Source organism: Photobacterium sp. HL06 (assembly GCF_059552575.1).
This window is the reverse complement of the sequence record NZ_CM183914.1, coordinates 514,693-539,057: the sequence shown is the minus strand read 5'-3', so window position 1 is coordinate 539,057 and position 24,365 is coordinate 514,693. Positions and strand designations below refer to the sequence as shown.

Annotated in this window: 25 protein-coding genes and 1 other RNA gene; 12 read left to right on the top strand and 14 right to left on the bottom strand. The window is 48.6% G+C overall.

All coding sequences use genetic code 11. The annotated features are described in order from the left end of the window. Positions 1-319 precede the first annotated feature (319 nt). The 3 genes from ygfZ to AC51G0_RS02660 are packed head-to-tail and all read left to right on the top strand — an operon-like array spanning position 320 to position 2,730. Positions 320-1,300, top strand: coding sequence for a tRNA-modifying protein YgfZ (gene ygfZ / locus AC51G0_RS02670; protein ID WP_496300572.1), 981 nt, complete (start codon positions 320-322; stop codon positions 1,298-1,300). 3 nt (positions 1,301-1,303) lie between these two features. Next, the gene (locus AC51G0_RS02665; RefSeq protein ID WP_496300571.1) at positions 1,304-1,765 is read left to right on the top strand and encodes an aminoacyl-tRNA deacylase; all 462 of its coding nucleotides are present in this window, start codon (positions 1,304-1,306) and stop codon (positions 1,763-1,765) included. 20 nt (positions 1,766-1,785) lie between these two features. Beyond that, positions 1,786-2,730: a LysR substrate-binding domain-containing protein gene (locus AC51G0_RS02660; protein ID WP_496300570.1), complete on the top strand. Its 945-nt coding sequence runs from the start codon at positions 1,786-1,788 to the stop codon at positions 2,728-2,730. Between the two features lie 31 nt (positions 2,731-2,761). Here AC51G0_RS02660 and nqrM read toward each other — a convergent pair whose 3' ends face one another. The 3 genes from nqrM to AC51G0_RS02645 are packed head-to-tail and all read right to left on the bottom strand — an operon-like array spanning position 2,762 to position 3,772. Then, positions 2,762-2,956, bottom strand: coding sequence for a (Na+)-NQR maturation NqrM (nqrM, locus tag AC51G0_RS02655; RefSeq protein ID WP_496300569.1), 195 nt, complete (start codon positions 2,954-2,956; stop codon positions 2,762-2,764). After that, the gene (locus tag AC51G0_RS02650; RefSeq protein ID WP_496300568.1) at positions 2,953-3,429 is read right to left on the bottom strand and encodes a NifB/NifX family molybdenum-iron cluster-binding protein; all 477 of its coding nucleotides are present in this window, start codon (positions 3,427-3,429) and stop codon (positions 2,953-2,955) included. Before AC51G0_RS02650 ends, nqrM begins: the two co-directional genes overlap by 4 nt. A 1-nt stretch (position 3,430) precedes the next feature. Further along, positions 3,431-3,772, bottom strand: a complete 342-nt coding sequence (locus AC51G0_RS02645; protein WP_496300567.1) for a DUF134 domain-containing protein — start codon at positions 3,770-3,772, stop codon at positions 3,431-3,433. Between the two features lie 482 nt (positions 3,773-4,254). On the opposite strand from AC51G0_RS02645, the gene AC51G0_RS02640 reads away from it, so the two are divergent. Then, positions 4,255-4,461: a DUF1107 domain-containing protein gene (locus AC51G0_RS02640; protein ID WP_496300566.1), complete on the top strand. Its 207-nt coding sequence runs from the start codon at positions 4,255-4,257 to the stop codon at positions 4,459-4,461. Between the two features lie 67 nt (positions 4,462-4,528). Here the strand turns inward: AC51G0_RS02640 and gcvH are convergent, their stop codons facing one another. The 4 genes from gcvH to AC51G0_RS02620 form a co-directional block, all read right to left on the bottom strand. Further along, positions 4,529-4,921 (bottom strand): glycine cleavage system protein GcvH, encoded by a 393-nt coding sequence (gcvH, locus tag AC51G0_RS02635; RefSeq protein ID WP_496300565.1) that lies wholly within the window; start codon positions 4,919-4,921, stop codon positions 4,529-4,531. Positions 4,922-5,179: 258 nt separating this feature from the next. Next, positions 5,180-6,388 carry an FAD-dependent 2-octaprenylphenol hydroxylase gene (locus AC51G0_RS02630; RefSeq protein ID WP_496300564.1) on the bottom strand — a complete coding sequence of 403 codons (1,209 nt, stop codon included), beginning with the start codon at positions 6,386-6,388 and terminating at the stop codon, positions 5,180-5,182. Between the two features lie 267 nt (positions 6,389-6,655). Beyond that, a complete protein-coding gene (gene ubiH, locus AC51G0_RS02625; protein ID WP_496300563.1) occupies positions 6,656-7,843 on the bottom strand; it encodes a 2-octaprenyl-6-methoxyphenyl hydroxylase in 1,188 nt (395 codons plus the stop codon). A gap of 23 nt (positions 7,844-7,866) precedes the next feature. Continuing rightward, positions 7,867-8,514, bottom strand: a complete 648-nt coding sequence (locus tag AC51G0_RS02620; RefSeq protein WP_496300562.1) for a UPF0149 family protein — start codon at positions 8,512-8,514, stop codon at positions 7,867-7,869. A gap of 313 nt (positions 8,515-8,827) precedes the next feature. On the opposite strand from AC51G0_RS02620, the gene zapA reads away from it, so the two are divergent. The 5 genes from zapA (at position 8,828) to serA (ending at position 12,396) form a co-directional block, all read left to right on the top strand. After that, positions 8,828-9,130 carry a cell division protein ZapA gene (zapA, locus tag AC51G0_RS02615; protein ID WP_496300561.1) on the top strand — a complete coding sequence of 101 codons (303 nt, stop codon included), beginning with the start codon at positions 8,828-8,830 and terminating at the stop codon, positions 9,128-9,130. 7 nt (positions 9,131-9,137) lie between these two features. Continuing rightward, a non-coding RNA gene (gene ssrS / locus AC51G0_RS02610) (6S RNA) lies at positions 9,138-9,319 on the top strand. Positions 9,320-9,415: 96 nt separating this feature from the next. Beyond that, on the top strand, positions 9,416-10,018 hold the full coding sequence (locus AC51G0_RS02605) for a 5-formyltetrahydrofolate cyclo-ligase (RefSeq protein ID WP_496300560.1): 603 nt from the start codon (positions 9,416-9,418) through the stop codon (positions 10,016-10,018). A 227-nt stretch (positions 10,019-10,245) separates the two neighbouring features. Continuing rightward, a complete protein-coding gene (gene rpiA / locus AC51G0_RS02600; protein WP_496300559.1) occupies positions 10,246-10,905 on the top strand; it encodes a ribose-5-phosphate isomerase RpiA in 660 nt (219 codons plus the stop codon). A gap of 261 nt (positions 10,906-11,166) precedes the next feature. Further along, positions 11,167-12,396 carry a phosphoglycerate dehydrogenase gene (serA, locus tag AC51G0_RS02595; protein ID WP_496301850.1) on the top strand — a complete coding sequence of 410 codons (1,230 nt, stop codon included), beginning with the start codon at positions 11,167-11,169 and terminating at the stop codon, positions 12,394-12,396. A 249-nt stretch (positions 12,397-12,645) separates the two neighbouring features. Here serA and AC51G0_RS02590 read toward each other — a convergent pair whose 3' ends face one another. Then, positions 12,646-13,344 carry an oxidative stress defense protein gene (locus AC51G0_RS02590; RefSeq protein ID WP_496300557.1) on the bottom strand — a complete coding sequence of 233 codons (699 nt, stop codon included), beginning with the start codon at positions 13,342-13,344 and terminating at the stop codon, positions 12,646-12,648. A gap of 152 nt (positions 13,345-13,496) precedes the next feature. After that, on the bottom strand, positions 13,497-14,393 hold the full coding sequence (locus tag AC51G0_RS02585) for a LysR family transcriptional regulator ArgP (RefSeq protein WP_496300556.1): 897 nt from the start codon (positions 14,391-14,393) through the stop codon (positions 13,497-13,499). A gap of 135 nt (positions 14,394-14,528) precedes the next feature. Between AC51G0_RS02585 and AC51G0_RS02580 the strand changes: the two genes are divergently transcribed. Both AC51G0_RS02580 and AC51G0_RS02575 read left to right on the top strand, forming a co-directional pair. Next, entirely contained in the window at positions 14,529-15,161 is a 633-nt protein-coding gene (locus AC51G0_RS02580; RefSeq protein WP_496300555.1) for a LysE/ArgO family amino acid transporter, read from the top strand. After that, positions 15,151-15,672 carry a YbaK/EbsC family protein gene (locus AC51G0_RS02575; protein ID WP_496300554.1) on the top strand — a complete coding sequence of 174 codons (522 nt, stop codon included), beginning with the start codon at positions 15,151-15,153 and terminating at the stop codon, positions 15,670-15,672. The genes AC51G0_RS02580 and AC51G0_RS02575 overlap by 11 nt, the downstream gene beginning before the upstream one ends. Before the next feature lie 123 nt (positions 15,673-15,795). Here AC51G0_RS02575 and mscS read toward each other — a convergent pair whose 3' ends face one another. The 5 genes from mscS to tkt form a co-directional block, all read right to left on the bottom strand. After that, complete coding sequence (gene mscS / locus AC51G0_RS02570) at positions 15,796-16,680, bottom strand: small-conductance mechanosensitive channel MscS (RefSeq protein ID WP_496300553.1); 885 nt, start codon at positions 16,678-16,680, stop codon at positions 15,796-15,798. Positions 16,681-16,925: 245 nt separating this feature from the next. Continuing rightward, positions 16,926-18,002: a class II fructose-bisphosphate aldolase gene (gene fbaA, locus AC51G0_RS02565; RefSeq protein WP_496300552.1), complete on the bottom strand. Its 1,077-nt coding sequence runs from the start codon at positions 18,000-18,002 to the stop codon at positions 16,926-16,928. A 139-nt stretch (positions 18,003-18,141) separates the two neighbouring features. Further along, positions 18,142-19,305: a phosphoglycerate kinase gene (locus AC51G0_RS02560; protein WP_496300551.1), complete on the bottom strand. Its 1,164-nt coding sequence runs from the start codon at positions 19,303-19,305 to the stop codon at positions 18,142-18,144. Positions 19,306-19,382: 77 nt separating this feature from the next. Next, positions 19,383-20,423, bottom strand: a complete 1,041-nt coding sequence (gene epd, locus AC51G0_RS02555; protein WP_496300550.1) for an erythrose-4-phosphate dehydrogenase — start codon at positions 20,421-20,423, stop codon at positions 19,383-19,385. 278 nt (positions 20,424-20,701) lie between these two features. After that, entirely contained in the window at positions 20,702-22,699 is a 1,998-nt protein-coding gene (tkt, locus tag AC51G0_RS02550; RefSeq protein ID WP_496300549.1) for a transketolase, read from the bottom strand. 399 nt (positions 22,700-23,098) lie between these two features. On the opposite strand from tkt, the gene metK reads away from it, so the two are divergent. Then, positions 23,099-24,253 carry a methionine adenosyltransferase gene (gene metK / locus AC51G0_RS02545; protein WP_496300548.1) on the top strand — a complete coding sequence of 385 codons (1,155 nt, stop codon included), beginning with the start codon at positions 23,099-23,101 and terminating at the stop codon, positions 24,251-24,253. Positions 24,254-24,365 lie beyond the last annotated feature (112 nt).

The following is a 24,365-nucleotide window of genomic DNA, read 5'->3' as shown; positions in this document are numbered from 1 at the left end:
CAACCTCAACGTTCAATATGGTCGTTTACACAATTTGCCTAATACTAGCAGCCCACGCCTATGCCGACTATGCGCAGGAACAAGCAAAGCACTAAGATGAGACCTATGATCGCAAATAACCTGCCAGGCTAATCAGGTGTATACCCAAGCATCTTGAAGTGGCTTGGGTATATATGCTGACAAATGCCAGCCAGCGTTTTAACATAGCAGTAAGAAAGATATTCACCCAATCGGAGTAACTGGCCGCCACAGTTCTGACAACTACCAGGTTGTGAAGGACACACACCCCGGCAAGTTACCAGCACATCATGGAAATCTTATGAGCACCTGGTCAAACGTCCTGAATTTCAAAAAAATTGCGTTAACTGCACAAGACAACCTGCCAGACCTGGCATTGGTCGACCTCGCTGACTGGGGCCTGATCACCCTGATCGGCGAAGATAAAAAATCATACCTACAAGGTCAGGTTACCTGCGACGTCGTTACCCTGGCAGCAGATCAATCAACCTTGGGCGCACATTGCGATGCCAAGGGTAAAATGCGTACTGTTTTTCGCTTATTCCATCACCGCGATGGTTATGGCTTCATGCAACGCCAGAGCATCATGGCGACCCAGCTGCCTGAGCTGAAAAAATACGCCATTTTTTCCAAGGTCGATATCGAGTCAAGCAACGATGTTCTGCTCGGCCTGACCGGCAACAAAGCAACAGAGATCATTGAGCGAGAATTTGGCGGTGAAGGTGATGTCCGTGCCATCGACGACGGTACCGCAGTCAAAATCGATGAGCAGCGCTGGCTGATTGCCGTTACAGCAGATCAGGCCGAAGTCATTGCCGCCAAGCTAGCGTCAGAAGCCGTACTTTCCGACAGCACACTGTGGGACCTCTACGATATTCAAGGTGCCATCCCTCGTGTCGATGCCGCAACTGAGCTGGCATTCATTCCCCAGGCGATGAACCTGCAGGCTGTCGATGCCATTAGCTTCAAAAAAGGCTGCTACACCGGACAGGAAACGGTCGCACGAGCCAAATACCGCGGGATTAACAAGCGAGCAATGTACATTGTCAGTGGCGAGGCAGAGCACTGCCCGCAAGCGGGAGATACCCTGGAGCGCAGTATTGGCGAGAGCTGGCGTAAAGGTGGCACTGTCATTGCGGCCTACCAGTTTGCCGAAAACCAAGCTATTGCCCTTGTGGGCCTACCCAATGATCTTGATGAAGACAGCCAGTTCCGCCTTGCCGATCAGGATGCTATCTGGCACAAACTGCCACTGCCTTACTCGCTGGAAGATGATCAATAAGCAATGCAAACACCTGTCACTTTCTATTTGGAACAAGAAGGGGTCGACTACCGGCTCCTTCCCCACACCAAACCGGCCAAGACTATTGATGAAGCTGCGCAAGAGCGTGGCGTCAACCCTGAGCAAATGGTCAAGTCGATCCTACTGCGGGATATGGGCGGGTTCCATGTTCTGGCCTGTGTGCCGGGGCCCGCTCAGGTTGATCCTAAAAAAGTCCGCACAATATTTGGCTGCCGCCGGATGACCTGCGCCGATGCCAGTGATGTCGAAAAAGTCACCGGACTGATGATCGGCACCGTGGCGCCGGTTGGGCTTAAGCGGCCTCTGCCTGTAATTTTTGATCACAGTATCAAAAAGCACCATCGGGTCAATATTAGCAGCGGTGATCGTATGGCGGGCATCGAATTAGAAACCGAAGATCTGCTGCTACTTTGCGATCCGATGTTTGCCGATATCTGCCGCTGAATACAGAAAAGGGCGAAACAGTGAAAAATATCAACTGGCGAGGTGTCGATCTCAATTTGCTGATTGCATTTTCAGCCCTGATGGAAACCCGGAGTGTGACCAAGGCTGCAACTAAACTGTCTCTCGGCCAATCTGCGATGAGCCACAACCTATCTCGGCTTCGAGCGCTACTCAACGATCCGCTGTTTGAACGCCAGGGACACCAGATGATCGCCACCGACAAAGCCATTGAGCTGGCTCCGGTGATCGACAACATCCTGCACCTAGTCACTACCGAGATCCTCCAGCCCCGCGATTTCACCCCGCAAGAGTACCGGGGAAGCTTCAAGATCGGGCTGACCGATTACGCCGAGCTGCTTTTTGCCCCGGCCTTGTTCGATGCCATTACCAAGCAAGCTCCGCACTGCCAACTCAGTTTCTGCAATGTAGACCGCAACAATTACCAATCAGCCATTGAGGAGCAAAAAATCAATCTGGTGATTGGCTCAATGAAAGCACTGCCTCGAGAATTAGATAGCCAATATCTTTATACCGAAGACCATGTTTGCCTGTTCGACAGCCAGGCAACCGGGCTAGGGGTTCCCGTCGATCTTGCGCGCTATATCGCGACCCCGCAGGCTTTGGTAACCCCCGATGGTAAACTAGCCAGCGCGGTTGATACCCAGCTCCAGCAGCAAGGCTTCAACCGCCATATTGCCGTCGGCTCGAGTAATTTCATGACCATTCGCCACCTGCTGACAGGCCGGAATTTACTGTGTGTGGTCTCTACACTGATGGCCCGGGTTGAGATCTTTCACGACAACCTGACCCAGTGCCCTCCACCGGTTGATATTCCTGATTTTGATATCAATATGTTGTGGCTGCGCAGAAATGGTAACCACCCTAGAATTGAATGGTTGCGGCACATAGTCCGCCAGACGGTTACCGAGCGAGTCGAAACACTACGCCACCAGCAGCTGCCATAGTAGACAAAGCAGGGCTCTCCCCCTGCTTTCCTCACTGTTTTCCTGGCTCCTGGATTTGATAGAGCTTATGGCTATCGCACGGTTGCTCGCAATTACACTCTTTTTCGACCCCAACACCAGCAAGGCCACCACAACTACCATTAATGGTCTTTTTTTTGACAATCCAACCAACAGCCATTGCCAGTATCACCAGCAAAAAGATCATCATAGTGAACACAAATATCATAGCTTTAGTCCTCCTACTTTAGTCAGACCTGTCAATGACAGTTTTGTATTCACCGAAGTACCAATTTTAGCGGGCACCACTTTATTTTTGCTGCCACAACCACACCCGCAATCACCTTTATCACGCTTGCACGGTCGGCCTTGCTCTGGCGAACTCAACGTTTCTCTCGCAACGTCCCCATCCAGTACCGAAGCAACACAACTCCGCGGCGCTACCCGGCTAACCGTAAACCCAGCATTCAACAACCTGGCTAAAGATCGCTGCCCAACATTACCAAGGACAATTTCGCTAACGCCCAGCTCGCTTAGCTGGCGCTGAAGGCGTTTCTTATGCTTGCAGCCAATTTCACGGCTACCGCTGTTTTCCAATTGGGTAATAAGTTGCCCCTGAGCATCAAATACCAAAAAAGCAGCAGCTTTACCAAAGTGACCTGCCACTTCATTCCGTGGCGTAATTGCAATTGCTAGCGACATTCTAATGCTCCTGTTCATGGGTTTGAGGGTCGGTACCGACTGGCTGTGCTGTGGAAGAAAGTTGCGAGGTCGGCTTCAGCTCAATGGCCATCCCTTTAACCAGGGCCTGGGCAACTTTGTGTCTCGCTCTGGCGATGATATTACCGAGGGTTTGCCGGGAGACACCTAGCTCAAGGGCTGCCGCCTGTTGATGAAGACCGTTCAGATCAACCAGCCGGATCGCTTCCAGCTCATCAGGTGCCAATGCAATACTTTCTAGCTGCGCCATCGGCACGCCATTAGGCTTAAAACAGCTATGTGCCGGACGGCAACCAATCCTGCGGTGTATTTTAGGTCTGGGCATCACATCCTCTTTTCTAGCATATGCCAATAACTGAGATATTGGCATATGCCAAAAACTAAACTTTGATCCAAAACAGAAAAGAGAATGGAAATTGAAACAACTCAGACCAGCCTCGTTATTTAGCACAAAACACTACAGTAACGGCATACAAAAAGTTTCTTGGCCATGAAACACGGATTGAGAGTAAATTTTAGCCCCTAGCTACACCTCTCGATGCATATGTAGAAATACCGATAAAGCCATAATATACAAACAATAATTAGCCAAAATTGTCATATTCGAAATAGTTTTCAATACCACATCATTATTTCACAACAAAAACAAACAGAATATTCCTCTAAATAAAATGTAGTAGCACAAAAAAATACATCGCCCAGTTTAATTTAACATTATTATTATGCTGTAAAAGTCACAAAACTTTCAAAGCGGCTATTTTATAATTTCTGTCGTTAGGAACGAACCCATACAAGGTTGGCTTTAATATGCGCATGTTCAAACGCTACGTGCCAAAAATGATAGCAAAGCACGTAAGCCGTTTATTTAGTGGAAGGATCTATATTGATGGCCGAGGAGGCTATGAATTCAACAATGGAATGTTGCTTGTGCCAGTAAAAGCCCAGCAGCGACATTTTCAGACTGTTAGCGAGATAAACCAGGAGATCAAGCGTCTAAAAGAGTGCTCGTTATAGTGAATAAAAATGTTTGCCCGCTTCGATAAAAGCCCACCTCGTGGGCTTTATAGCAGTAAGTCATCCACTATTCAGATTCATCGACCAAATCCAGGTAGTTGTCCGCATCCAGCAGATCAGCAAATTCACTTTCATCTTCAACCTTGATCTGAAATAGCCACCCGTCACCATAAGGATCGCTATTGACCAACTCAGGCGAGGCTTCTAACTCTTCATTGATAGCAATCACAAAACCGGTCATCGGCGCATAGATATCAGACGCCGCTTTTACTGATTCGGCGACCGCACAATCTTCACCCGCCTCGGTGGCTGCATCCAATTCAGGTAAATCAACAAAAACCATATCACCCAGCATAGACTGGGCATGATCGGTAAGGCCTACGGTATAGACACCATCGCCTTCCGGACGCACCCATTCGTGGGTATTGGTAAACTTCAACTCAGAGGGAATATAACTCATGGTGAAACTTCCTTATGAAAGCCTGCCTATCGCCCTTAACCCAATGCGATGAAAGCAGATAAGTTAAAACACAGGTACAGCTCCTCAACGGACATGGCTGCCATCAATGTCTAATTCGTGTTCAAAATTCCTGTTATTTACTGTAGGAGAAAAAAAACAAAAAGTGATCAAAAAAATCCCTATGAATTAGCGACAAACAAAAAAACCGCCTCAAGCGAGACGGTTTTTACCTCTAAAGGTGCAAGAGCTAACACTTAATTAGTGTTTGGCTAAATCCGGTAACTCACCGGATAATCCCAATGCCCGACGCATAAATTCATCTTTCACCCCCGGGGCTTTATCGGCAATAAACATTCCGATATCTCGCACCAATTTTTTCGCCGGACTGCTACCGTCAAACAGATCGCGGAAAGCCTGCATCGCAGTGATCATTTTAGCGGCCTCGGCCTTACGCCAGCGTTCATACTGACGTAGGTTCACTTTCTTACCAATATCCTGCTCTTGCTGCCACAGTGCTTTCAATTCCTGCGCCAGGCTCGCAGCATCAAGCAAGCCCAGGTTAACCCCCTGCCCCGCCAAGGGATGGATGGTATGGGCAGCATCACCGACCAGCGCAACCCGCTCACGAACAAAATCACGGGCATAACGCATTTTTAACGGAAATGCCTGACGATCTCCTTCAACCCGGCACAATCCTAGCCGGTGATCAAACGCGGCCGTCAGCGACTTATTAAACTCATCATCAGGTAGGGCACAAAGCTGCTCGGCTTCCTGCGGTGCGACTGACCAGACAATCGAGCATAAATCACTATCAGGCAAAGGCAAAAAGGCTAACGGCCCCTGCGGGCGGAAGATCTGGCGAGCCGTCTTTTCATGCGCTTCCGAGCAACGGATATTGGCAACGATAGCACTGTGGCCGTAGTCCCAGTGGGTCAACGGAATATCAAGCTGCTGGCGTAGCCAAGAATTAGCCCCATCGGCCCCGACGACCAGCTTGGCAGTCAGGCTCTTGCCCGACTCTAGGCTCAACCAGGCTTCACTTTCACCAAAGGCGATATTCTGACAGCGCTCAGGCGCCAGCAACGTCACATTCGGCAACTGCTGTACCCGCTCTAGCAGGGCCAGTTGGATCACCCGGTTTTCGACAATGTGGCCCAGGTTTGGCTGAGCCAGGCGCCCGGCATCAAATTCAATATTAGCAAAACTGTCCTGCTCCCAGACCTCCATTTTGCTATACGGGCTCAGGCGACGCGATTCAATACCCGGCCAGGCTCCAACGCGGTGCAGAATACGTTCACTGGCTCGGCTTAAGGCAGAAACTCGTAAATCCGGTAATGGGGCAAGCTCTTGCTCCGGTAACCGGCCTTCAATTACCGCCACTCGCAACTCGGTATCAGCGAGCGCAGCGGCCAACGTCAAGCCAACCATCCCGCCACCAATAATGGCAACATCTACACTTTGCATCATTATACCAATTCCATAAATTATCTAACCATTCAGAACACCACAGGGAACCTAGTTCAAGGATAGCGATTGATAGAAGAGTGGTTCTCTTTTGAAATCGCTAGACACAGAAATTGGCTTCCTGTGGTGTTCCCTTCGGGCGAGTTTAAAATACTTTTATACTACGTTAATAAATTTCAATTTAGAGCCACTAGATTTTCAATTTATCTCCTTGTCTAAAAGCATTTTAACTCTCGCTGAATTAATCAGATAATTAATGGATTTGGTATTTTATCTTTCTACCTGTCCCATTGCCCGCCGTACCAGCGGTGCTTTTAATGTATCACATAGGCTCATTGCCATTAGGCCACTATTTCTGCCAGCTACCAGTGGAAAACTGCTGTTGGCAAATAAGCTGACCAGGCCAGCCGTCATATTGATGGTAGCCTCACGATCCGGTGTGCGGCGCTGGCGGTAACGGCTCAAGGTGTTCGTACTGCCCGGCTCTTCACCGAGATCCAGTCCCCGGGTTACCTCCTCTGCCAAGGTCATCACATCACGCAAGCCGAGATTAAATCCCTGACCCGCAATGGGGTGCAGGGTTTGCGCAGCATTGCCTACGACTGCCACCCGATGGGAGGTTAAACGCTGAGCTTGGCGCAGCAGTAACGGATAAGCGCATCGAGCGCCAGTTTTCACCAACGCCCCCAACCGCCAACCAAATGCCTTCTGCAGCTCGGCCAGAAAATGTTCATCATTCCAGTCCATCACCTTGCGCTGATCTTCCGGGCGGATACACCATACCAACGAACTGCGCCCTTCCGACATCGGCAGCAACGCAACGGGACCATAGGGGGTAAAACGTTCAAATGCACGGCCCTGGTGCGCTTCGGCTGTAGTGATATTGGCAATAACTGCAACCTGTGCAAAGTCATATTCACTGCGGCCAATACCCAACATGTCGCAACAACCCGACAAGGCGCCATCGGCCGTTACCAGCAACTTGCCAGTGATGGCATCGCCTTGGTCCAAGGTTAGGGTCACCGCTTCCTGACTCCGCTTGATATCGGTAATAGCAGCCGGACAGAGCAGCTCAACCTGCTCAAGCTCATTAAGCTGCTTATGCAATAATGCCCCTGCATCTGCAAGCTCGATCACATAACCCAGCGCATCAACGGCCTGTTCATCAGCATCGACATGTACGATACCGGCATGCCCCTGATCAGAGACATGTATATGCGAGATCGGGGTAGCAACCTCCGCCAGCGGTGGCCAAATACCAATATCCTTCAGTATGTTGGCTGAGCCTAACGACAGGGCGATACTACGGGCATCATAACCCGGGTGTTGATCCAATTTAGGGGCAACTGCTTCAACGACCGCAATTTTCAGCTGGCTATTGCTGAGTTTATTAAGTGCAATAGCCAGTGTCGCACCTGCCATTGCCCCACCAGCAATGACCACATCATACTGCTTCACATCCAGTCCCTTCGCGTAAGTAATTAATGCAGTGTTGGCTTCTCATCCTGGCCAATCCCAGGAATATTTGGCTCTTCAACGGCACCTGGGCGTTGGCTTAATTCAACCAAACAGGTCAGAACACACTCCGGCACATAGGCAACGACATTGTCGAACAGCTGAGCTTGCTCTGACATATCCTCATCTTCGTCGATGCCTAACTGGGAGATCTCTTCCAGTACCGAGACGGCCTCAGTCACGTCAGGTGATAGCTTGGCTTTCTCTAGCCCCATCAGCCCCAACCCAGAGATAAAGTTCGTTGTCCATTCGCTCAATGCCTCGGCGCGCAGCATTAACTCTGCGTCTTGGGCAGGCAGAAGCAAAGAAACACTGAACTCGCAATTTGCCAGCTCCGCAGCCGTGGAGGTAAATAAGGTTTTTGCCAGTTCGCCCAGCTCGGCAGAGGCGGCGTCAAAGACCGTTCGCACTGCAGCTTTTGCACCATCAGTTAAAGGTGCGCCCTCATTAGCGTAGTCACTGACCGGACCAACCCAGCTCTCATCGTCTACCGCCATACCACCGCAGATCATCCCACTCAGCAAGCCGTGAAGCTCAGATGGCGTCACCGCTAAACCGTGATCTTTCAATGCTGCTTCAACAACATCATATGCAGGTAATTTAACTTCGCTCATGGGCTTTTCACCTTAATCTCATTGGTGCCAATCTTAATTGTGTTATGCTAACACTTAGGCTTAGAACAGGCTAATAACCTGATAACAATTCAATGTATTCGCCGTACCATGGTGGTTGCGATAATTTTATTTTACTCGCTAGGCCTATGTTTATAGAAAGTTGGTTAAGATCTGGTTAGTCAGTGACCATTTGCGGCAAAGCGTGATAAGCAAGCTTGCATGTTGAAAAGGCTTTTTCTATATTTAGCCACCTATCGCGTATCGCAAGCGGAATGCCATATTAGCTATCTGGCACGGAGCAGATTAGAAGTTTATGAGTACTCAGGCAGTTGAAATTCAAGTATTGGGCCGTACCTTACGGGTAAACTGCCCGACAGGTCAGGAAGATGCACTGCGTGAAGCGGCAAGAGATTTTGACCAGCGTCTGCAGGACTTGTCTGAACGTACTAACATCAGCAACGCCGAGCAGCTGCTCATGTTTACAGGTCTGAATATTTGTAACGAGCTGCATGGCGAACGTAAAGAACAGCAAGGCAATGATTCAAATTTATCCAATCGAATCAATGAACTAGCAGAAAGTTTGGATAAAGCATTGCAAAATCAACCAAAGCGTTGATAATGAATTGACCCTGGGGTGTACGTCAGTGAATTAACGTCCCCGAGCCGATAAGTAATAAACCAGGATTGGCTTTTATTAGCTATTGAGCATGCTCAGCCCGTACTGAGAAGCCTACGGTTAATGTTGCTGATCCACCTTGAACTCTGGTTCAAGGGCCACTATTCGCAACGGCACCTTGGGGCATACCTTCTGCAAGAATCGAGACACCGAGATTCAAGGAACTTGTCTACTAGTTACTTGCTTCTTTTATAAACCCGAACAACCTCAGTCATTGGATGACCTATGAGACTACCTGTTCAGCCATCTTCTCCACGCCAGCATATTCGCCAACACGTCCGTCTGCGCCGACGAGCCCTTAGCCCTGAGCAACAGCAGCATGACGCACAAGAGCTCCTTGTACGGTTCCAGCAGTTACAGAGTGTCATTGATGCCCACCATATTGCCTTGTATTTATCCAATGATGGTGAAATCGATACCCAGCCACTCATCGACTGGTTGTGGCAACACGGCAAAGCCGTCTATCTGCCCGTCCTGCATCCTTTCAGCAAGGGCCACCTGCTGTTTCTGCACTACACCCCAGAAACACGTATGACGCTAAACAAATACCAAATCCAAGAGCCAGTGTTGGATATTCGCTTGGTCAAGCCCGTCAACGAGCTGGATCTGATCTGCACCCCGATGGTCGCTTTTGACAATACCGGCCAACGCCTGGGAATGGGGGGCGGCTATTATGACCGCACACTCAATCGCTGGCACCATGAAAGAGAAGGCCCACGCCCATTAGGATTGGCCCATGACTGCCAACAGGTCAATAATCTCCCCTTTGAAGCTTGGGATGTCCCTCTACCGGAAATCCTTACTCCGTCTTACCATTTTTCCTGGTAAAAATACCAATCTAAATAATACTGGTGCCTTTTCCAGCACATTTCAGCTTTCTTACGCAAACGTTTGGTTTTTACGTGCCACAGCTGACCTTGCTAACTCTATGTTATTAATAGAGTTATATTTTCTGCTTTTGAGAACAGAGATCTTAGTCAAAGAATAGGCCTGACGCATGAAGCCCAGTTAGCTATAATCAGCGCTTCGCGCAACGTCATCACTAGGAGAAAGGCATGACACAAGATGAAATGAAGAAAGCTGCTGGCTGGGCTGCTCTGGACTACGTAAAGAAAGGCAGCATTGTGGGTGTAGGCACAGGCTCAACCGTTAATCACTTCATCGATGCTCTAGAAACCCGTAAAGAAGAAATCCAAGGTGCAGTCTCGAGCTCAGTTGCTTCGACCGAACGCCTGGAAAAAATCGGCATTCCGGTACTGGATGCAAACGAAGTCTCTAGCCTGGATATCTATGTTGATGGTGCCGATGAGATCAACGGCGAATACGACATGATCAAAGGCGGCGGTGCGGCACTGACCCGTGAAAAGATCGTAGCGGCTATTGCGAAACAATTTATCTGTATCGTTGATGACACCAAGCAGGTAGACGTACTGGGACAGTTCCCACTACCAGTCGAAGTGATCCCGATGGCACGCTCGTTCATTGGCCGTGAGCTGGTAAAACTAGGTGGTGATCCGGTTTATCGCGAAGGGGTAATTACCGATAACGGCAACATCATCCTCGACGTACACAACATGGAAATTACCAACCCAAAAGAGCTGGAAGAGCAAATCAATGCGCTTCCTGGCGTAGTCACGGTCGGTCTGTTTGCCCACCGTGGTGCTGACGTTTTGCTGATGGGTTCTCCTGAAGGCGTGAAAAAGTTCGAAAAATAAGCCAGTTAGCCAAAAGGCAAGTCTGACTTATGTTATTTGATTACAAAACGGCATAATTTATGCCGTTTTTTCTTATCTTTACTGTAATATTCTTACCCATACTGGTTATTTTTTGATACTTTAATATCAGCATGTAGCAATCGTTTGAGTTAACGCCAGGCCGCCAGCATGCAGGAAAATAACCTTGCTTACTCTTTCCTGCCTGAAATGTTGGTTTCCCGCCTGAATGCCCAGACTCATGTTTTTAAGGATGAGAACCCAATGGCTAAAGTTTCACTGGATAAAGAAAAGATTAAAATTCTATTGTTAGAAGGTGTTCACCCTTCTTCAATTGAAGTTTTACAGCACGCTGGCTATACCAATATCGAGTACCACAAAGGTTCTCTGGCTGGTGATGAACTGCTGGAAGCGATCAAAGATGCCCACTTTGTTGGTATCCGCTCCCGTACCCAGCTGACTGAAGAAGTCTTCAGTGCCGCGAAGAAACTGATTGCCGTGGGTTGCTTCTGTATCGGAACCAACCAGGTTAGCCTGGATGCCGCCACCAAGCGTGGTATTCCAGTCTTTAACGCCCCATTCTCCAATACCCGAAGTGTTGCCGAGCTAGTCTTAGGTGAAATCCTGCTGCTGCTTCGTGGTATCCCAGAAAAGAACGCCAAAGCTCACCGTGGTGAATGGTTCAAATCAGCCGATCACTCTTTTGAGGCCCGAGGCAAACGCCTGGGGATCATCGGCTATGGCCATATCGGTACCCAGCTAGGTATTCTGGCTGAAAACCTTGGTATGAAAGTCTATTTCTACGATATCGAGAACAAACTCTCACTGGGTAATGCAACCCAGGTTCGTTCAATGACCGAGCTACTGAACAAGTGTGACGTGATCAGCCTGCACGTACCGGAAACACCAGAGACCCAGGACATGATGGGCGCAGAAGAATTTGCCCGCATGAAACCTGGCGCGATCTTTATCAATGCCGCCCGTGGTACGGTCGTCGAGATTGATTCGCTATGCAGCGCCCTGGAAAGCAAGCACATTGCTGGTGCGGCTATCGATGTTTTCCCTACCGAGCCAAAAACCAACAACGACCCGTTCGAGTCACCGCTGGCGAAATTCGACAATGTCCTGCTGACACCACACATCGGCGGCTCGACCCAGGAAGCCCAGGAAAACATTGGGGTTGAAGTTGCGGGTAAGCTGGCGAAGTATTCAGATAACGGCTCGACCCTGTCTGCCGTTGGTTTCCCGGAAGTCTCGCTGCCGGAGCACCGTGACTGCTCGCGCCTGTTGCACATTCACGAAAACCGCCCGGGGATCTTAAACCAGATCACTACCATTTTTGCCGAAGAAGGCATCAACATCGCCGCTCAGTACCTGCAAACAGGCCCTGAAATCGGTTATGTGGTTATTGATGTGGAAACAGAACGTGCCGAAGAAGCGATTACGAAACTGAAAGCTATCGACGGTACGATCCGCGCGCGGATCTTGCACTAATAACAAACAACAGAATCGAGATCCTAGTTTCGAGATACGAGAAAGGAGAGCATTGGCTCTCCTTTTTAGTTCCTGGTTCCTGGTTCCTGGTTCCTGGTTCCTGGTTCCTGGTTCCTGGTTCCTGGTTCCTGGTTCCTGGTTCCTGGTTCCTGGTTCCTGGTTCCTGCAGGATTCAAAATCCTCACAAATACTCAGTCAAGATTTTGCTTTTCCCGCTTTTTCAAGGAACTAGTCTCCAGGTTCTAGGATCTATTCCTCAAGCTTAAACACTACCTCAACCCGATCCCGAATCGTGATCTGAGCATCCTGGTAGGTAGCAGCTGTTTCAGGAGCTGCATCCATCGCCATCCTCATCATAACCGGCCGTGGATGGCTCACCTGATAGGTGATACGCCATACCCCATCAATCTTTTCACCAAAGCCTTTAGCCAGTGATTCCGCTTTGTCCATCGCATCCTTAATTGCAGCCTGGCGCGCCAGCTCAAGATATTCAGTCTCATTGCTGACCTTAAGCTGGATATTGTTGATCCGGTTGATACCGTCACCCAGTGCATTATCGAGATAGGTATTTAGTTGATCCAGCTCCCTCACTGTCACCGTGATATGACGGCTGGCACGATAGCCCGTCAGCTCTGGTTTCTTATCCTTCGGGTAATGATATTGTGGCTGCAAGCTGATATTGGCACTCTGAATATCGCTGCGCTCGACTCCCTTGGCCTGCAAACGCTCAACAAAAGCGGTCACCGATTTATCAACCGCTTGTTTTGCCTCTTTTGCCGTAGCGCGGGTTTCTTCGACAGCAACCGAGAATTCGGCCATATCAGGTTGCGCCGTTACCTCGCCACTACCGATCGTTTCAAGGTGAGGCACGGTCACATCGGCCGCTGCGGCTCCTGCAACCCCCAATGAGCTAAATCCTAATACCACCGCTAATAGTTGCTTTTTCATAAGGCTATCCTAGTTGGTTATACCGTCTAATTTGTCTGCTGTTCTGTTTCGACAACAAGGTTTGGCAAATTATCCCTAAAAACAAAATATTTTGTACATTGTTTTATTTTGTTTTTTATCAGCACTCGTAAACAAGGCGCTTTCCCCTTTCACTATTGCGGCAGCAGATTACGGGCATATGAGGTTAACTGTTGCGATAGCTCTGTCAGCACGCCACTTTCCAATGCCCAGTGATGCCAATACATTCGACGGGTCAGAAAAATCTCCGGCGTCACATTGACCAACTGGCCACTAGCCAACTCATCTTGAATTTGCACCCGAGGGATCAGGCAGTAAGCAATCCCCTCCACGGCGATCCGAACAAAGGCCTCGGACGATCGAACGGTGTGCTTCATCACACTACCTAGGGGCAAATTAAAGTGCTGCTGGACAAAGAGCTCATGCATATCATCATGTTGGTCAAATGCTACTCCCGGTGCCGCTAGCAAACTGTCACGCGTTACCCCAGCCGCAAAATATTTATTGGCAAAGTCCGGGCTGGCCACACAAAGAAAATCGACCCGGCCGAGATAATCCGCTACGCACCCAGGCATAGGATTTGCGTCCATACTGATCGCTCCCACGACTTCGCCACTTCGTAGTTTGTCCAGCGTACGAGCCTCATCCTCTACCAATAGATTCAGCTCAATCCGGCGGGACTTTAGTAGCGGGCTCAGAGCCGGCAATAACCAGGTTGCCAAGCTGTCGGCATTAGTCGCCAATGACACTGATAACGGCTGGCTAAAGTCATCCGGGGTGATCTCCGGTAACAGCTCTTGTTCTAACAAACGAACCCGGCGATAGAGCCCAAGCATTTTCTGCCCTGCTGGCGTCGGCCTGGGCGGCTGTTCACGAACCAGCATTGGCTGGGCCATCAACTTTTCTAACTGCTTGATCCGCTGTGAAACCGCCGACTGGGTAATACACAAGTGCTCAGCAGCCCGCTCAAAACCACGCTGTGAAATCACCGCATCCAATGCTTCTATCCAACGATAATCCAGCCCCCGCATAACCGCTCCTTAATATCATAAGAGAAACTTATAATGGATAAATTTTATTAGTTGTACTTAATCCTACTCCCAAGAGTAAGCTTGCGCCATTACTTAACCACTGATAATTCAAAACGAACAAGGAAAGCTGTAACAATGAGTATTTGGGCGCTATTACAAGGGTTTGGCTTAGGGGCTAGCATGATAATTCCAATCGGTGCGCAAAACGCCTATGTGCTGAATCAAGGCATTAAACGTAATCACCACCTAACCACCGCGACTATCTGTAGTATGCTCGATACCCTATTTATTAGCCTTGGGATCTTCGGTGGTGGGGCCTTGCTTTCAAGCAATGAGGCCTTGCTGACTAGCGTCACCGTCGGTGGGGTACTGTTTTTGCTTTTCTATGGCTCTTTATCGCTGAGCAGTGCCCTGCGTGCCACTAAACAAGAAGAAAAGTCTAAGCAGGTACTCGCTCGCGGCCGCCGGGCCGTGATCCTCGGTGCCATGGCCGTTACCGTGCTCAACCCCCATATGTATTTAGATACGGTGGTGATTCTGGGATCCATCGGCGGCCAGTTCGAAGGCCATGACCGGATTGCTTTTGCCATCGGCACTATTATGGCGTCATTCGTTTGGTTCTATACCCTATCCATAGGTGCGGCTAAGTTGGGGCCGACATTATCAAAACCTAAGGTGAAACGCGGTATTGATCTTGTCGTTGCCGCTATGATGTTCTTCATCGCTAGCCATCTCGCAAAAGGACTATGGACTCAATATGTTGCCTGATCAAGTAGAAGCTATTTACCTCAAAAACCTTGCCCTATTCAACGAGGCCGGTGTCGGTTATCAACAATGGCAGCATGAGCCTATACTGGATTTCGAAACCGATCAGCGCATCAGTAGCGAACTCGGTATAACAGCAGCACCAACCAAGAGTTTATTCATGAAACTCAAAGGAGGCGGTCATTGTTTGTTATTGACCCATCGCGACAGCCGACTCGACAGCAAGTTAGTGAAATCCTTGGTCGGTAAACGCGTATCAATTTGCAGTAATGATGAAATGATGGCTGCCATCGGCTGTGAGCCTGGCGCAGTCTGTCCGTTTGGTTTACCAGAAGAAGTGACTATGCTGATCGACCCCGTGCTCTATTCGTTTGACGAGTTGATGTACACCCCTGGCAAACCAACCATGACGTTTGCCTTTGCCAGCAACAAACTGGATACACTGTTAGCGTTACTGCCAAATCTGCAGATTAAGCTGCCTTCAGTGCAGCAACAGCAAGCGCACATCGCCTAAAAACAGATAGGGGTAACGGGAAGGACTATCACCCACGTGCTATTTACTTTCCTAATTAAGCCATAAAGATGGAGCCCTCAGGCTCCATTTTTATTTTCATTAAGAATGATCGGCTCGCAGGAATTAGCCTTCCAGCTTATTCAAATGCACGTCCATTTGCGGGTATGGAATACCGATATTTTCTTTATCCAGCTCTTCTTTAATTGCCTGCAGCAGATCAAAGTATACGCCCCAGTAGTCTTCCGTATTCACCCATGGACGAACCACAAAGTTTACAGAAGAGTCTGCCAGTGCAACCACACCAATGGTTGGCTCAGGATCTTTCAGCACCCGTAAGTCGGCATTGACCACCCGGGTTAGCACTTCTTTGGTTTTCTTCAAATCTGCATCATAAGACACGCCAATCACATAGTCGATCCGGCGGGTCGCGTGACGGGAATAGTTAGTAATTGGGCCACCGATCACCGAGGCATTAGGCACCACAACCATCTTATTATCCGGCGTACACAGCACCGTTGAGAACACCTGAATTGATTCAACCGAGCCGGCAACCCCGCCGATCTCGACATAATCGCCCGATTTGAACGGACGGAAAGCAACAATCAATACACCAGCAGCAAAGTTCGACAGTGAGCCTTGCAGGGCGAGACCGACAGCAAGGCCGGCGGCACCGATCACCGCAACCACAGAGGCCGTTTGAACACCGATACGTCCTAACGCCGCAATCAGTACGATAACAAATAGCAGGTAGCGCACCAACGAATGCAGAAACTCCACCACGGCGGCATCCATATCTTTCTTGCGCAGAACTTTTGCCACGCCATTGGCGATGCCCTTAACGATAAGATTACCGATAAACAGGATCATCAGGGCAGAAAAAACATTCACCCCATATTGAATCAATAACTCTTGATTATCAGCGACCCAGGTTCCCGCACTGAGCACGCTATTGGTCAGTTCATTATCAGTAATGGTTTCAACCACTGTCTCTGCTACGCTTTCGCTCATTTTATCTCTCTCATTCACTAGCTGGTATTACTCGCAACCGGATCAAGGCCAAGATGCATGATATGCACCCGCCCAATAGCGGCGACATTTTGACGGCGCCTATTATCAGTAAATTGTGCGAATAAGGAAATTATAAAATGGCAGCCAGAACTCGAAAATAGTAAATATTCGTTTATCAGAACGAAAAAAAGCCCGCTAATGCGGGCTTCTTAAATTCATTGTTGCTTAAGCGATAAACGTAATAATTACAGTACGTCGATTGCGTTAAGGTCAGCAAATGCCTTCTCAAGACGAGTAACCATAGAAGCTTGACCTGCACGTAGCCATACGCGTGGATCGTAGTACTTCTTGTTTGGCGCAGCTTCGCCAGTTGGGTTACCGATTTGACCTTGTAGGAATTCGCGGTTTGCAGCTTCGTAAGTACGGATACCGTCCCAAGTTGCCCACTGTGTATCAGTATCGATGTTCATTTTGATAACACCGTAGCCGATAGACTCTTGGATTTCAGCTTCTGAAGAACCTGAACCGCCGTGGAATACGAAGTTTAGAGCGTTAGGTGCGATACCGAACTTCTCTGCACAGTATGCCTGAGAGTCACGTAGGATAGTTGGAGTCAGTACAACGTTACCTGCTTGGTAAACACCGTGTACGTTACCGAAAGACGCAGCGATAGTGAAACGTGGGCTAATAGCCATTAGTTTCTCGTATGCGTAAGCAACATCTTCAGGAGAAGTGTAAAGCTCAGATGCGTCCATATCAGAGTTATCAACGCCGTCTTCTTCACCACCAGTACAACCTAGTTCGATTTCTAGCGTCATACCCATCTTAGCCATACGCTCTAGGTACTTGCCAGAGATTTCGATGTTCTCTTCTAGAGACTCTTCAGAAAGGTCGATCATGTGAGAAGAGAATAGAGGCTTACCAGTTTCAGCGAAGAATGCTTCACCAGCGTCTAGTAGACCGTCGATCCAAGGAAGCAGTTTCTTAGCAGCGTGGTCAGTGTGAAGAATAACTGGAACACCGTAAGATTCAGCAACAGCGTGAACGTATTTCGCACCAGCTACAGCACCAAGGATTTGTGCACCTTGACCTTCAAGTTTAACGCCTTTACCAGCGAAGAAACCAGCACCACCGTTAGAGAACTGAACAACAACTGGAGCTTTAACTTTAGCTGCTGCTTCAAGAACACCGTTGATTGAGTCAGTGTTTACTACGTTTACCGCAGGAAGAGCAAAGTTGTTTTCTTTTGCTACTTCAAATACTTTCTGTACGTCATCGCCAGAAATAACACCAGGTTTTACAAAATCGAAGATCTTAGACATAACAATAGTCCTATTTACCTTGTTGTCTGTATTAAATATAAATCTTTGCAAACGTTTGCTACTGGACAAGCATTCTATAAAAACTTGATCTAATTCACAAACATTTATCGGCGAGAGCAGCGCTCCCGCCCCAAATTAATTATGCTTTTGCACGCTCTTCAAGCATAGCAACGGCAGGTAGTACTTTACCTTCAACGAACTCAAGGAACGCGCCGCCACCAGTAGAGATGTAAGAAACGTCAGCTTTGATACCGAACTTGTCGATAGCTGCTAGCGTGTCACCGCCACCAGCAACAGAGAAACCTTCAGATTCTGCAATTGCTTTAGAAATGCCTGCTGTACCTGCTTCAAAGTTCTTGAATTCAAATACGCCAACTGGACCATTCCAAAGAATTGTTTTTGCGTTGCCGATGATTTCAGCAAGAGCAGCAGTTGAATCTGGGCCAAGGTCGAAGATCATGTCATCATCTTGAACGTCAGCAACATTCTTGATTTCAGCTTCTGCGTTTTCGTCGAATGCTTTAGCACATGCAACATCAGTAGCAACTGGGATTGAACACTCTTTCATTAGCTTCTGAGCAGTTTCAACTAAGTCTGCTTCGTATAGAGACTTACCTACATTGTGGCCTTCAGCTGCAATGAAAGTATTAGCGATACCACCACCAACAACAAGTTGGTCAGCGATTTTAGATAGAGACTCAAGAACAGTCAGTTTAGTCGAAACTTTAGAACCACCAACGATAGCCACTAGAGGACGAGCTGGGTTGTCCATTGCTTTGCCTAGTGCTTCTAGTTCAGCAGCAAGAAGAGGACCAGCACATGCTACAGGAGCATGAGTACCTACACCGTGAGTTGAAGCCTGAGCACGGTGAGCAGTACCGAATGCGTCCATCACGAAAATGTCACATAGTGCTGCGTATTGCTTAGAAAGTGCTTCTTCGTTCTTCTTCTCACCTTTGTTGAAGCGAACGTTTTCAAGAACAACTAGCTCACCTGCGTTTAGCTCTAGGCCATCTAGGTAATCTTTCGCTAGCTTAACGTCGCAATCTAGTGCGTCGTTTAGGTAGTTAACTACAGGAGCTAGAGAGAACTCTTCTGCATATTCGCCTTCAGTCGGACGACCCAGGTGAGAAGTAACCATTACTTTCGCGCCAGCTTCTAGGCAAAGCTTGATAGTAGGAAGAGATGCAAGGATACGTGCATCTGATGTTACTTTACCGTCTTTTACTGGTACGTTTAGGTCAGCACGGATAAATACGCGTTTACCTGCTAGTTCCAGGTCAGTCATCTTGATTACAGACATGGTTTGTCCTCTCAACATTAATTAATTTAAAATCAAAGTTTTTGTCGGCCCGGCGTCACTGCCAAGCCCTATAATTCCTACTCTTTTTCTGCACTGATTGTGTGCATGGCCAACGCGGTGTCTAGCATCCGGTTAGCAAATCCCCATTCGTTATCACACCACACCAACAGCTTGATTAAGTGTTGGTTACTGACACGGGTCTGGGTGCCATCGACAATCGCGCTATGGGGATCGTGATTGAAGTCAATCGATACAAGTGGTGCTTCGGTGTAATCAACTATGTTAGTTAATGTACAACGAGATGCCTCTGCCAGTGATTGATTTACGTCATTAACTTTCACATTTGTTTTAACTGTGACACTTAAATCCATCGCAGTGACGTTAATTGTCGGCACGCGCACAGAGATCGCTTCAAATTTGTCAGAAAATTTCGGAAAAATACGACCAATACCAAGATGAAGTTTAGTATCGACCGGAATAATTGACTGACTGGCTGCGCGGGTACGGCGTAAATCAGAGTGGTAGGCATCGATGACCTGCTGGTCATTCATGGCTGAGTGAATCGTGGTGATGGTGCCGGATTCAATGCCGAAGGTATCATCCAATACCTTAATGACCGGGACAATACAGTTGGTGGTACAGGAACCATTGGACACAATGCGGTGCTCTGGCTTGAGCGTGTCATGGTTCACACCATAGATGATGGTATTGTCGATATCATTATCGGCCGGATGGGAAAATAACACTTTGCGGGCACCCGCTTTAATGTGTGCCTCGCCGTCAGCCCGAGAGCCATAGAAACCGGTACAGTCAAGCACAATATCGACATCGAGATCTTGCCACGGTAACAGGTGTATTTCGGGTTGATGCAAAATTCGGATGCTGTCCTGTTCCCCATTTTCATGGGCAATAAACAGGTGCTCCTGGTCATGGGTGACAGGCTTATGAAAGCGTCCATGGCTAGTGTCATACTGCAACAGGTGAGCCATTGCTTCAGGCTCAGCCAGTTCATTGACTGCCACGACTTTGATCTGGTGATGTTTGCCGCTTTCATACAGTGCGCGAAGCACACTACGTCCGATGCGGCCAAATCCATTAATTGCGACTTTAAGTGTCATATCCGTGCTACATATTTATTAAGCCGCGTTAGTGTATACCAAGCTAAGCTCAGAATCACCCTAATTGTGACACCTATCACCACAACAGTGAAAAACGCAACAATATCATAGCGATAAAAGCAAAATCACCGTCAAAAAACCACTAAAAAAGGTTTTTATGAAGAACTTTTTGCTCGTTTTTGACACAAAAAAGGCCTCCAAGGAGGCCTTTTTTTCATTCTTCGAAATAAATCACTTAAGTCCGCGATAAATGCGTCTTAAGACACTCACTCCGAGAATTAAGCTAATAGCTCTTTTGCCGTCTCAACCACATTTTCAACAGTGAAGCCGAACATCTTGAATAGCTCGCCTGCCGGAGCAGATTCACCGAAGGTGGTCATGCCGATGATACGGCCGCCGAAGCCAACGTACTTGTACCAGAAATCGGCAATACCTGCTTCAACAGCAATACGTGCAGTAACGTCTGATGGCAGTACCGCTTCACGGTAGGCAGCATCTTGCTTGTCGAATACGTCTGTCGCAGGCATAGAAACAACGCGAACCTTACGGCCGTCAGCCGTTAGCTGCGCGTGAGCTTCTGTAGCCAGTTCAACTTCAGAACCTGTTGCGATAAGGATAAGCTCTGGCTTGCCTTCGCAATCTTTCAGGATGTAACCACCCTTGGCGATATCAGCAACCTGTGCTTCGCTACGCGCTTGCTGAGCTAAGTTCTGGCGAGAGAAGATTAGCGATGTCGGGCCGTCTTTACGCTCGATCGCGAATTTCCAAGCCACTGCTGATTCAACCTGGTCACATGGGCGCCATGTGCTCATGTTTGGTGTCAGACGTAGTGAAGCGATTTGCTCTACTGGCTGGTGGGTAGGACCATCTTCGCCCAGGCCGATTGAGTCGTGGGTATAGACCTGGATGTTCTGCACTTTCATCAGTGCCGCCATACGCATTGCGTTACGTGCGTATTCCATGAACATTAGGAATGTCGCGCCGTAAGGAACAAAACCACCATGAAGGGCGATACCGTTCATGATCGCCGTCATACCGAATTCACGTACACCGTAATGGATGTAGTTACCCGCGAAGTCTTCAGCGGTTAGCGACTTAGAACCAGACCACATGGTCAGGTTAGAAGGCGCAAGGTCAGCAGAGCCGCCCATGATCTCAGGAAGCATTGCACCAAACGCTTCTAGGGCGTTTTGTGATGCTTTACGTGATGCGATGTTGGCAGGGTTTGCTTGAAGATCAGCAATGATTGCGTTTGCTTTCTCTTCCCACTGTGCAGGCAGTTCGCCATTTACACGACGCTTGAATTCTGCCGCAAGTTCTGGGTAAGCCGCTGCGTATGCTGCGAATTTCTCATCCCATGCAGATTCTTTTGCTACACCCGCTTCTTTTGCATCCCACTCCGCCGCGATATCCGCAGGGATGTCGAAAGGACCGTGTTCCCAGCCAAGTGCAGCCTTAGTTGCAGCAATCTCTTCAGCACCCAATGGCGCACCGTGACAGTCATGCGTACCCGCTTTGTTTGGAGAGCCAAAGCCGATAACAGTCTTAGTACAAATCAGGGTTGGTTTGCCTGTTTCTGCTTTTGCCGCTTCGATTGCTGCGTTGATAGCGTCAGCATCGTGGCCATCAACAGCAGGAATAACATGCCAGCCGTATGATTCAAAACGCTTAGGCGTATCGTCAGAGAACCAGCCTTCAACTTCACCGTCGATAGAAATACCGTTGTCATCCCAGAACGCAATTAGCTTGCCCAGGCCCAATGTGCCAGCCAGTGAACAAGCTTCGTGAGAGATACCTTCCATCAGACAGCCGTCGCCCATAAACACATAAGTGTTGTGGTCAACGATGTCGTGGCCTTCACGGTTGAACTGGGCAGCAAGCGCTTTTTCAGCCATCGCCATGCCCACACCGTTAGTGATGCCCTGGCCTAGTGGACCGGTTGTTGTTTCCACGCCCGGCGCATAGCCATACTCTGGGTGGCCCGGTGTTTTTGAATGTAGCTGACGGAAATTCTTCAGATCGTCAATAGACAGGTCATAACCTGTAAGGTGAAGCAGAGAATAAATAAGCATTGAACCGTGGCCGTTAGACAGGATAAAACGGTCGCGATCAGCCCACTGCGGGTTTTGTGGGTTGTGGTTCATGTGGCCACGCCACAGCACTTCAGCGATATCTGCCATCCCCATAGGTGCACCAGGGTGGCCAGAGTTAGCTTGTTGAACACCGTCCATGCTCAGGGCACGGATTGCATTGGCAAGTTCTTTACGTGAAGACATGTCTGCTCCAGAAATTCGTAGACTGTTGTATTGTGGTTATTTACCAATCTATAAGTACGGTAAATTAACCAGGAATCGGCGGGCGGGTATTGTCGCAAAGTCTGGCCCCGGACTGCAAACGTTTTCCTGAAGAAAATGAGTCCTATTTCAATAAGCTGGCCAATCGAAAACGTCACAAATCGATGTTAACACCCTGAAAGGTAAACGATTGCTTTTGCGGTTCATCTATCACCTTATAATTCACGGTGTTGATTTTAAACCTGTTGCGGGTATTATAGACGTCTAGACGGAGGTAGCTCTATACATTCAAACGTATATCCATATGCGTTTTGTTTATGTAAACCTTTATCTCAGAGCTCCTTGTTATTAACCTATATCCATATAAGAGTGAGTGTACGCATGTCAAAGCACCTGTTTACTTCTGAGTCAGTATCAGAAGGTCATCCAGATAAAATTGCCGATCAGATTTCTGACGCAGTCTTGGATGCGATCCTGGAACAAGACCCAAAAGCACGTGTTGCGTGTGAGACTTACGTAAAAACCGGTATGGTGATGGTAGGCGGTGAAATCACCACTTCTGCCTGGGTTGATATCGAAGAAATTACCCGTCAAACCGTACGTGAAATCGGCTATGTGCACTCAGACATGGGCTTTGATGCCAACTCTTGTGCCGTACTGAGCGCAATCGGCAAGCAGTCTCCGGACATCAACCAGGGTGTTGACCGTGAAGATCCTCGCGAGCTAGGTGCCGGCGATCAGGGCATCATGTTTGGTTACGCAACCAACGAAACTGACGTTTTGATGCCAGCACCAGTCACTTACGCTCACCGCCTAGTTGAGCGCCAAGCTAAGATCCGTAAAAACGGCACCCTACCTTGGCTACGTCCTGATGCGAAAAGCCAGGTAACTTTCGCTTACGATCAAGGTAAAATTGTCGGTATCGATGCGGTTGTTCTTTCTACTCAGCACTGTGACACCATCGAGCTTCCAGTACTGCAGGAAGCCGTGATGGAAGAAATCATCAAGCCGGTACTTCCTGCTGAGTGGTTGAACAAAGAAACTAAATTCTTTATTAACCCAACTGGCCGTTTCGTGATCGGTGGCCCAATGGGTGACTGTGGCCTGACTGGTCGTAAAATCATCGTTGATACCTACGGCGGCGCAGCGCGTCACGGCGGTGGTGCATTCTCTGGTAAAGATCCATCAAAGGTTGACCGCTCTGCGGCTTACGCAGCGCGTTATGTTGCTAAGAACATCGTCGCAGCTGGCCTTGCTGAGCGTTGTGAAATCCAGCTTTCTTACGCAATCGGTGTTGCGGATCCAACGTCTATCATGGTTGAAACATTCGGCACTGAAAAAGTTTCCCACGACATCATTGTTGATGCTGTTCGTCAGAACTTCGACCTACGCCCATACGGCCTGATCGAAATGCTTGATTTGCTACAGCCTATCTACCAGAAAACTGCAGCCTACGGCCACTTCGGTCGTGAAGAATTCCCTTGGGAAGCAACAGACAAAGCAGAAATGCTACGCGATTTCGCTAACATCAAGTAAGCGACAACGTACTGATTTGAAAAAAGGAAGCTTCGGCTTCCTTTTTTTGTTTACATAGGTGTCTAGAAACTGGTTCCTGGATCCTAGAGTTAGAGCATTCCTCGCACCTATG

What these genes read in the sequence shown, in the direction of transcription:
- AC51G0_RS02630 (WP_496300564.1), bottom strand. Translation starts at nt 6,388, where the DNA reads ATGATGCAAAGTGTAGATGTTGCCATTATTGGTGGCGGGATGGTTGGC.
- AC51G0_RS02580 (WP_496300555.1), top strand. Translation starts at nt 14,529, where the DNA reads ATGAGTATTTGGGCGCTATTACAAGGGTTTGGCTTAGGGGCTAGCATG.
- AC51G0_RS02575 (WP_496300554.1), top strand. Translation starts at nt 15,151, where the DNA reads ATGTTGCCTGATCAAGTAGAAGCTATTTACCTCAAAAACCTTGCCCTA.
- tkt (WP_496300549.1), bottom strand. Translation starts at nt 22,699, where the DNA reads ATGTCTTCACGTAAAGAACTTGCCAATGCAATCCGTGCCCTGAGCATG.
- AC51G0_RS02560 (WP_496300551.1), bottom strand. Translation starts at nt 19,305, where the DNA reads ATGTCTGTAATCAAGATGACTGACCTGGAACTAGCAGGTAAACGCGTA.
- AC51G0_RS02605 (WP_496300560.1), top strand. Translation starts at nt 9,416, where the DNA reads ATGAGACTACCTGTTCAGCCATCTTCTCCACGCCAGCATATTCGCCAA.
- AC51G0_RS02650 (WP_496300568.1), bottom strand. Translation starts at nt 3,429, where the DNA reads ATGTCGCTAGCAATTGCAATTACGCCACGGAATGAAGTGGCAGGTCAC.
- AC51G0_RS02585 (WP_496300556.1), bottom strand. Translation starts at nt 14,393, where the DNA reads ATGCGGGGGCTGGATTATCGTTGGATAGAAGCATTGGATGCGGTGATT.
- fbaA (WP_496300552.1), bottom strand. Translation starts at nt 18,002, where the DNA reads ATGTCTAAGATCTTCGATTTTGTAAAACCTGGTGTTATTTCTGGCGAT.
- metK (WP_496300548.1), top strand. Translation starts at nt 23,099, where the DNA reads ATGTCAAAGCACCTGTTTACTTCTGAGTCAGTATCAGAAGGTCATCCA.
- nqrM (WP_496300569.1), bottom strand. Translation starts at nt 2,956, where the DNA reads ATGATATTTGTGTTCACTATGATGATCTTTTTGCTGGTGATACTGGCA.
- mscS (WP_496300553.1), bottom strand. Translation starts at nt 16,680, where the DNA reads ATGAGCGAAAGCGTAGCAGAGACAGTGGTTGAAACCATTACTGATAAT.
- serA (WP_496301850.1), top strand. Translation starts at nt 11,167, where the DNA reads ATGGCTAAAGTTTCACTGGATAAAGAAAAGATTAAAATTCTATTGTTA.
- rpiA (WP_496300559.1), top strand. Translation starts at nt 10,246, where the DNA reads ATGACACAAGATGAAATGAAGAAAGCTGCTGGCTGGGCTGCTCTGGAC.
- zapA (WP_496300561.1), top strand. Translation starts at nt 8,828, where the DNA reads ATGAGTACTCAGGCAGTTGAAATTCAAGTATTGGGCCGTACCTTACGG.
- gcvH (WP_496300565.1), bottom strand. Translation starts at nt 4,921, where the DNA reads ATGAGTTATATTCCCTCTGAGTTGAAGTTTACCAATACCCACGAATGG.
- AC51G0_RS02645 (WP_496300567.1), bottom strand. Translation starts at nt 3,772, where the DNA reads ATGCCCAGACCTAAAATACACCGCAGGATTGGTTGCCGTCCGGCACAT.
- epd (WP_496300550.1), bottom strand. Translation starts at nt 20,423, where the DNA reads ATGACACTTAAAGTCGCAATTAATGGATTTGGCCGCATCGGACGTAGT.
- AC51G0_RS02590 (WP_496300557.1), bottom strand. Translation starts at nt 13,344, where the DNA reads ATGAAAAAGCAACTATTAGCGGTGGTATTAGGATTTAGCTCATTGGGG.
- ygfZ (WP_496300572.1), top strand. Translation starts at nt 320, where the DNA reads ATGAGCACCTGGTCAAACGTCCTGAATTTCAAAAAAATTGCGTTAACT.
- AC51G0_RS02620 (WP_496300562.1), bottom strand. Translation starts at nt 8,514, where the DNA reads ATGAGCGAAGTTAAATTACCTGCATATGATGTTGTTGAAGCAGCATTG.
- AC51G0_RS02665 (WP_496300571.1), top strand. Translation starts at nt 1,304, where the DNA reads ATGCAAACACCTGTCACTTTCTATTTGGAACAAGAAGGGGTCGACTAC.
- AC51G0_RS02640 (WP_496300566.1), top strand. Translation starts at nt 4,255, where the DNA reads ATGCGCATGTTCAAACGCTACGTGCCAAAAATGATAGCAAAGCACGTA.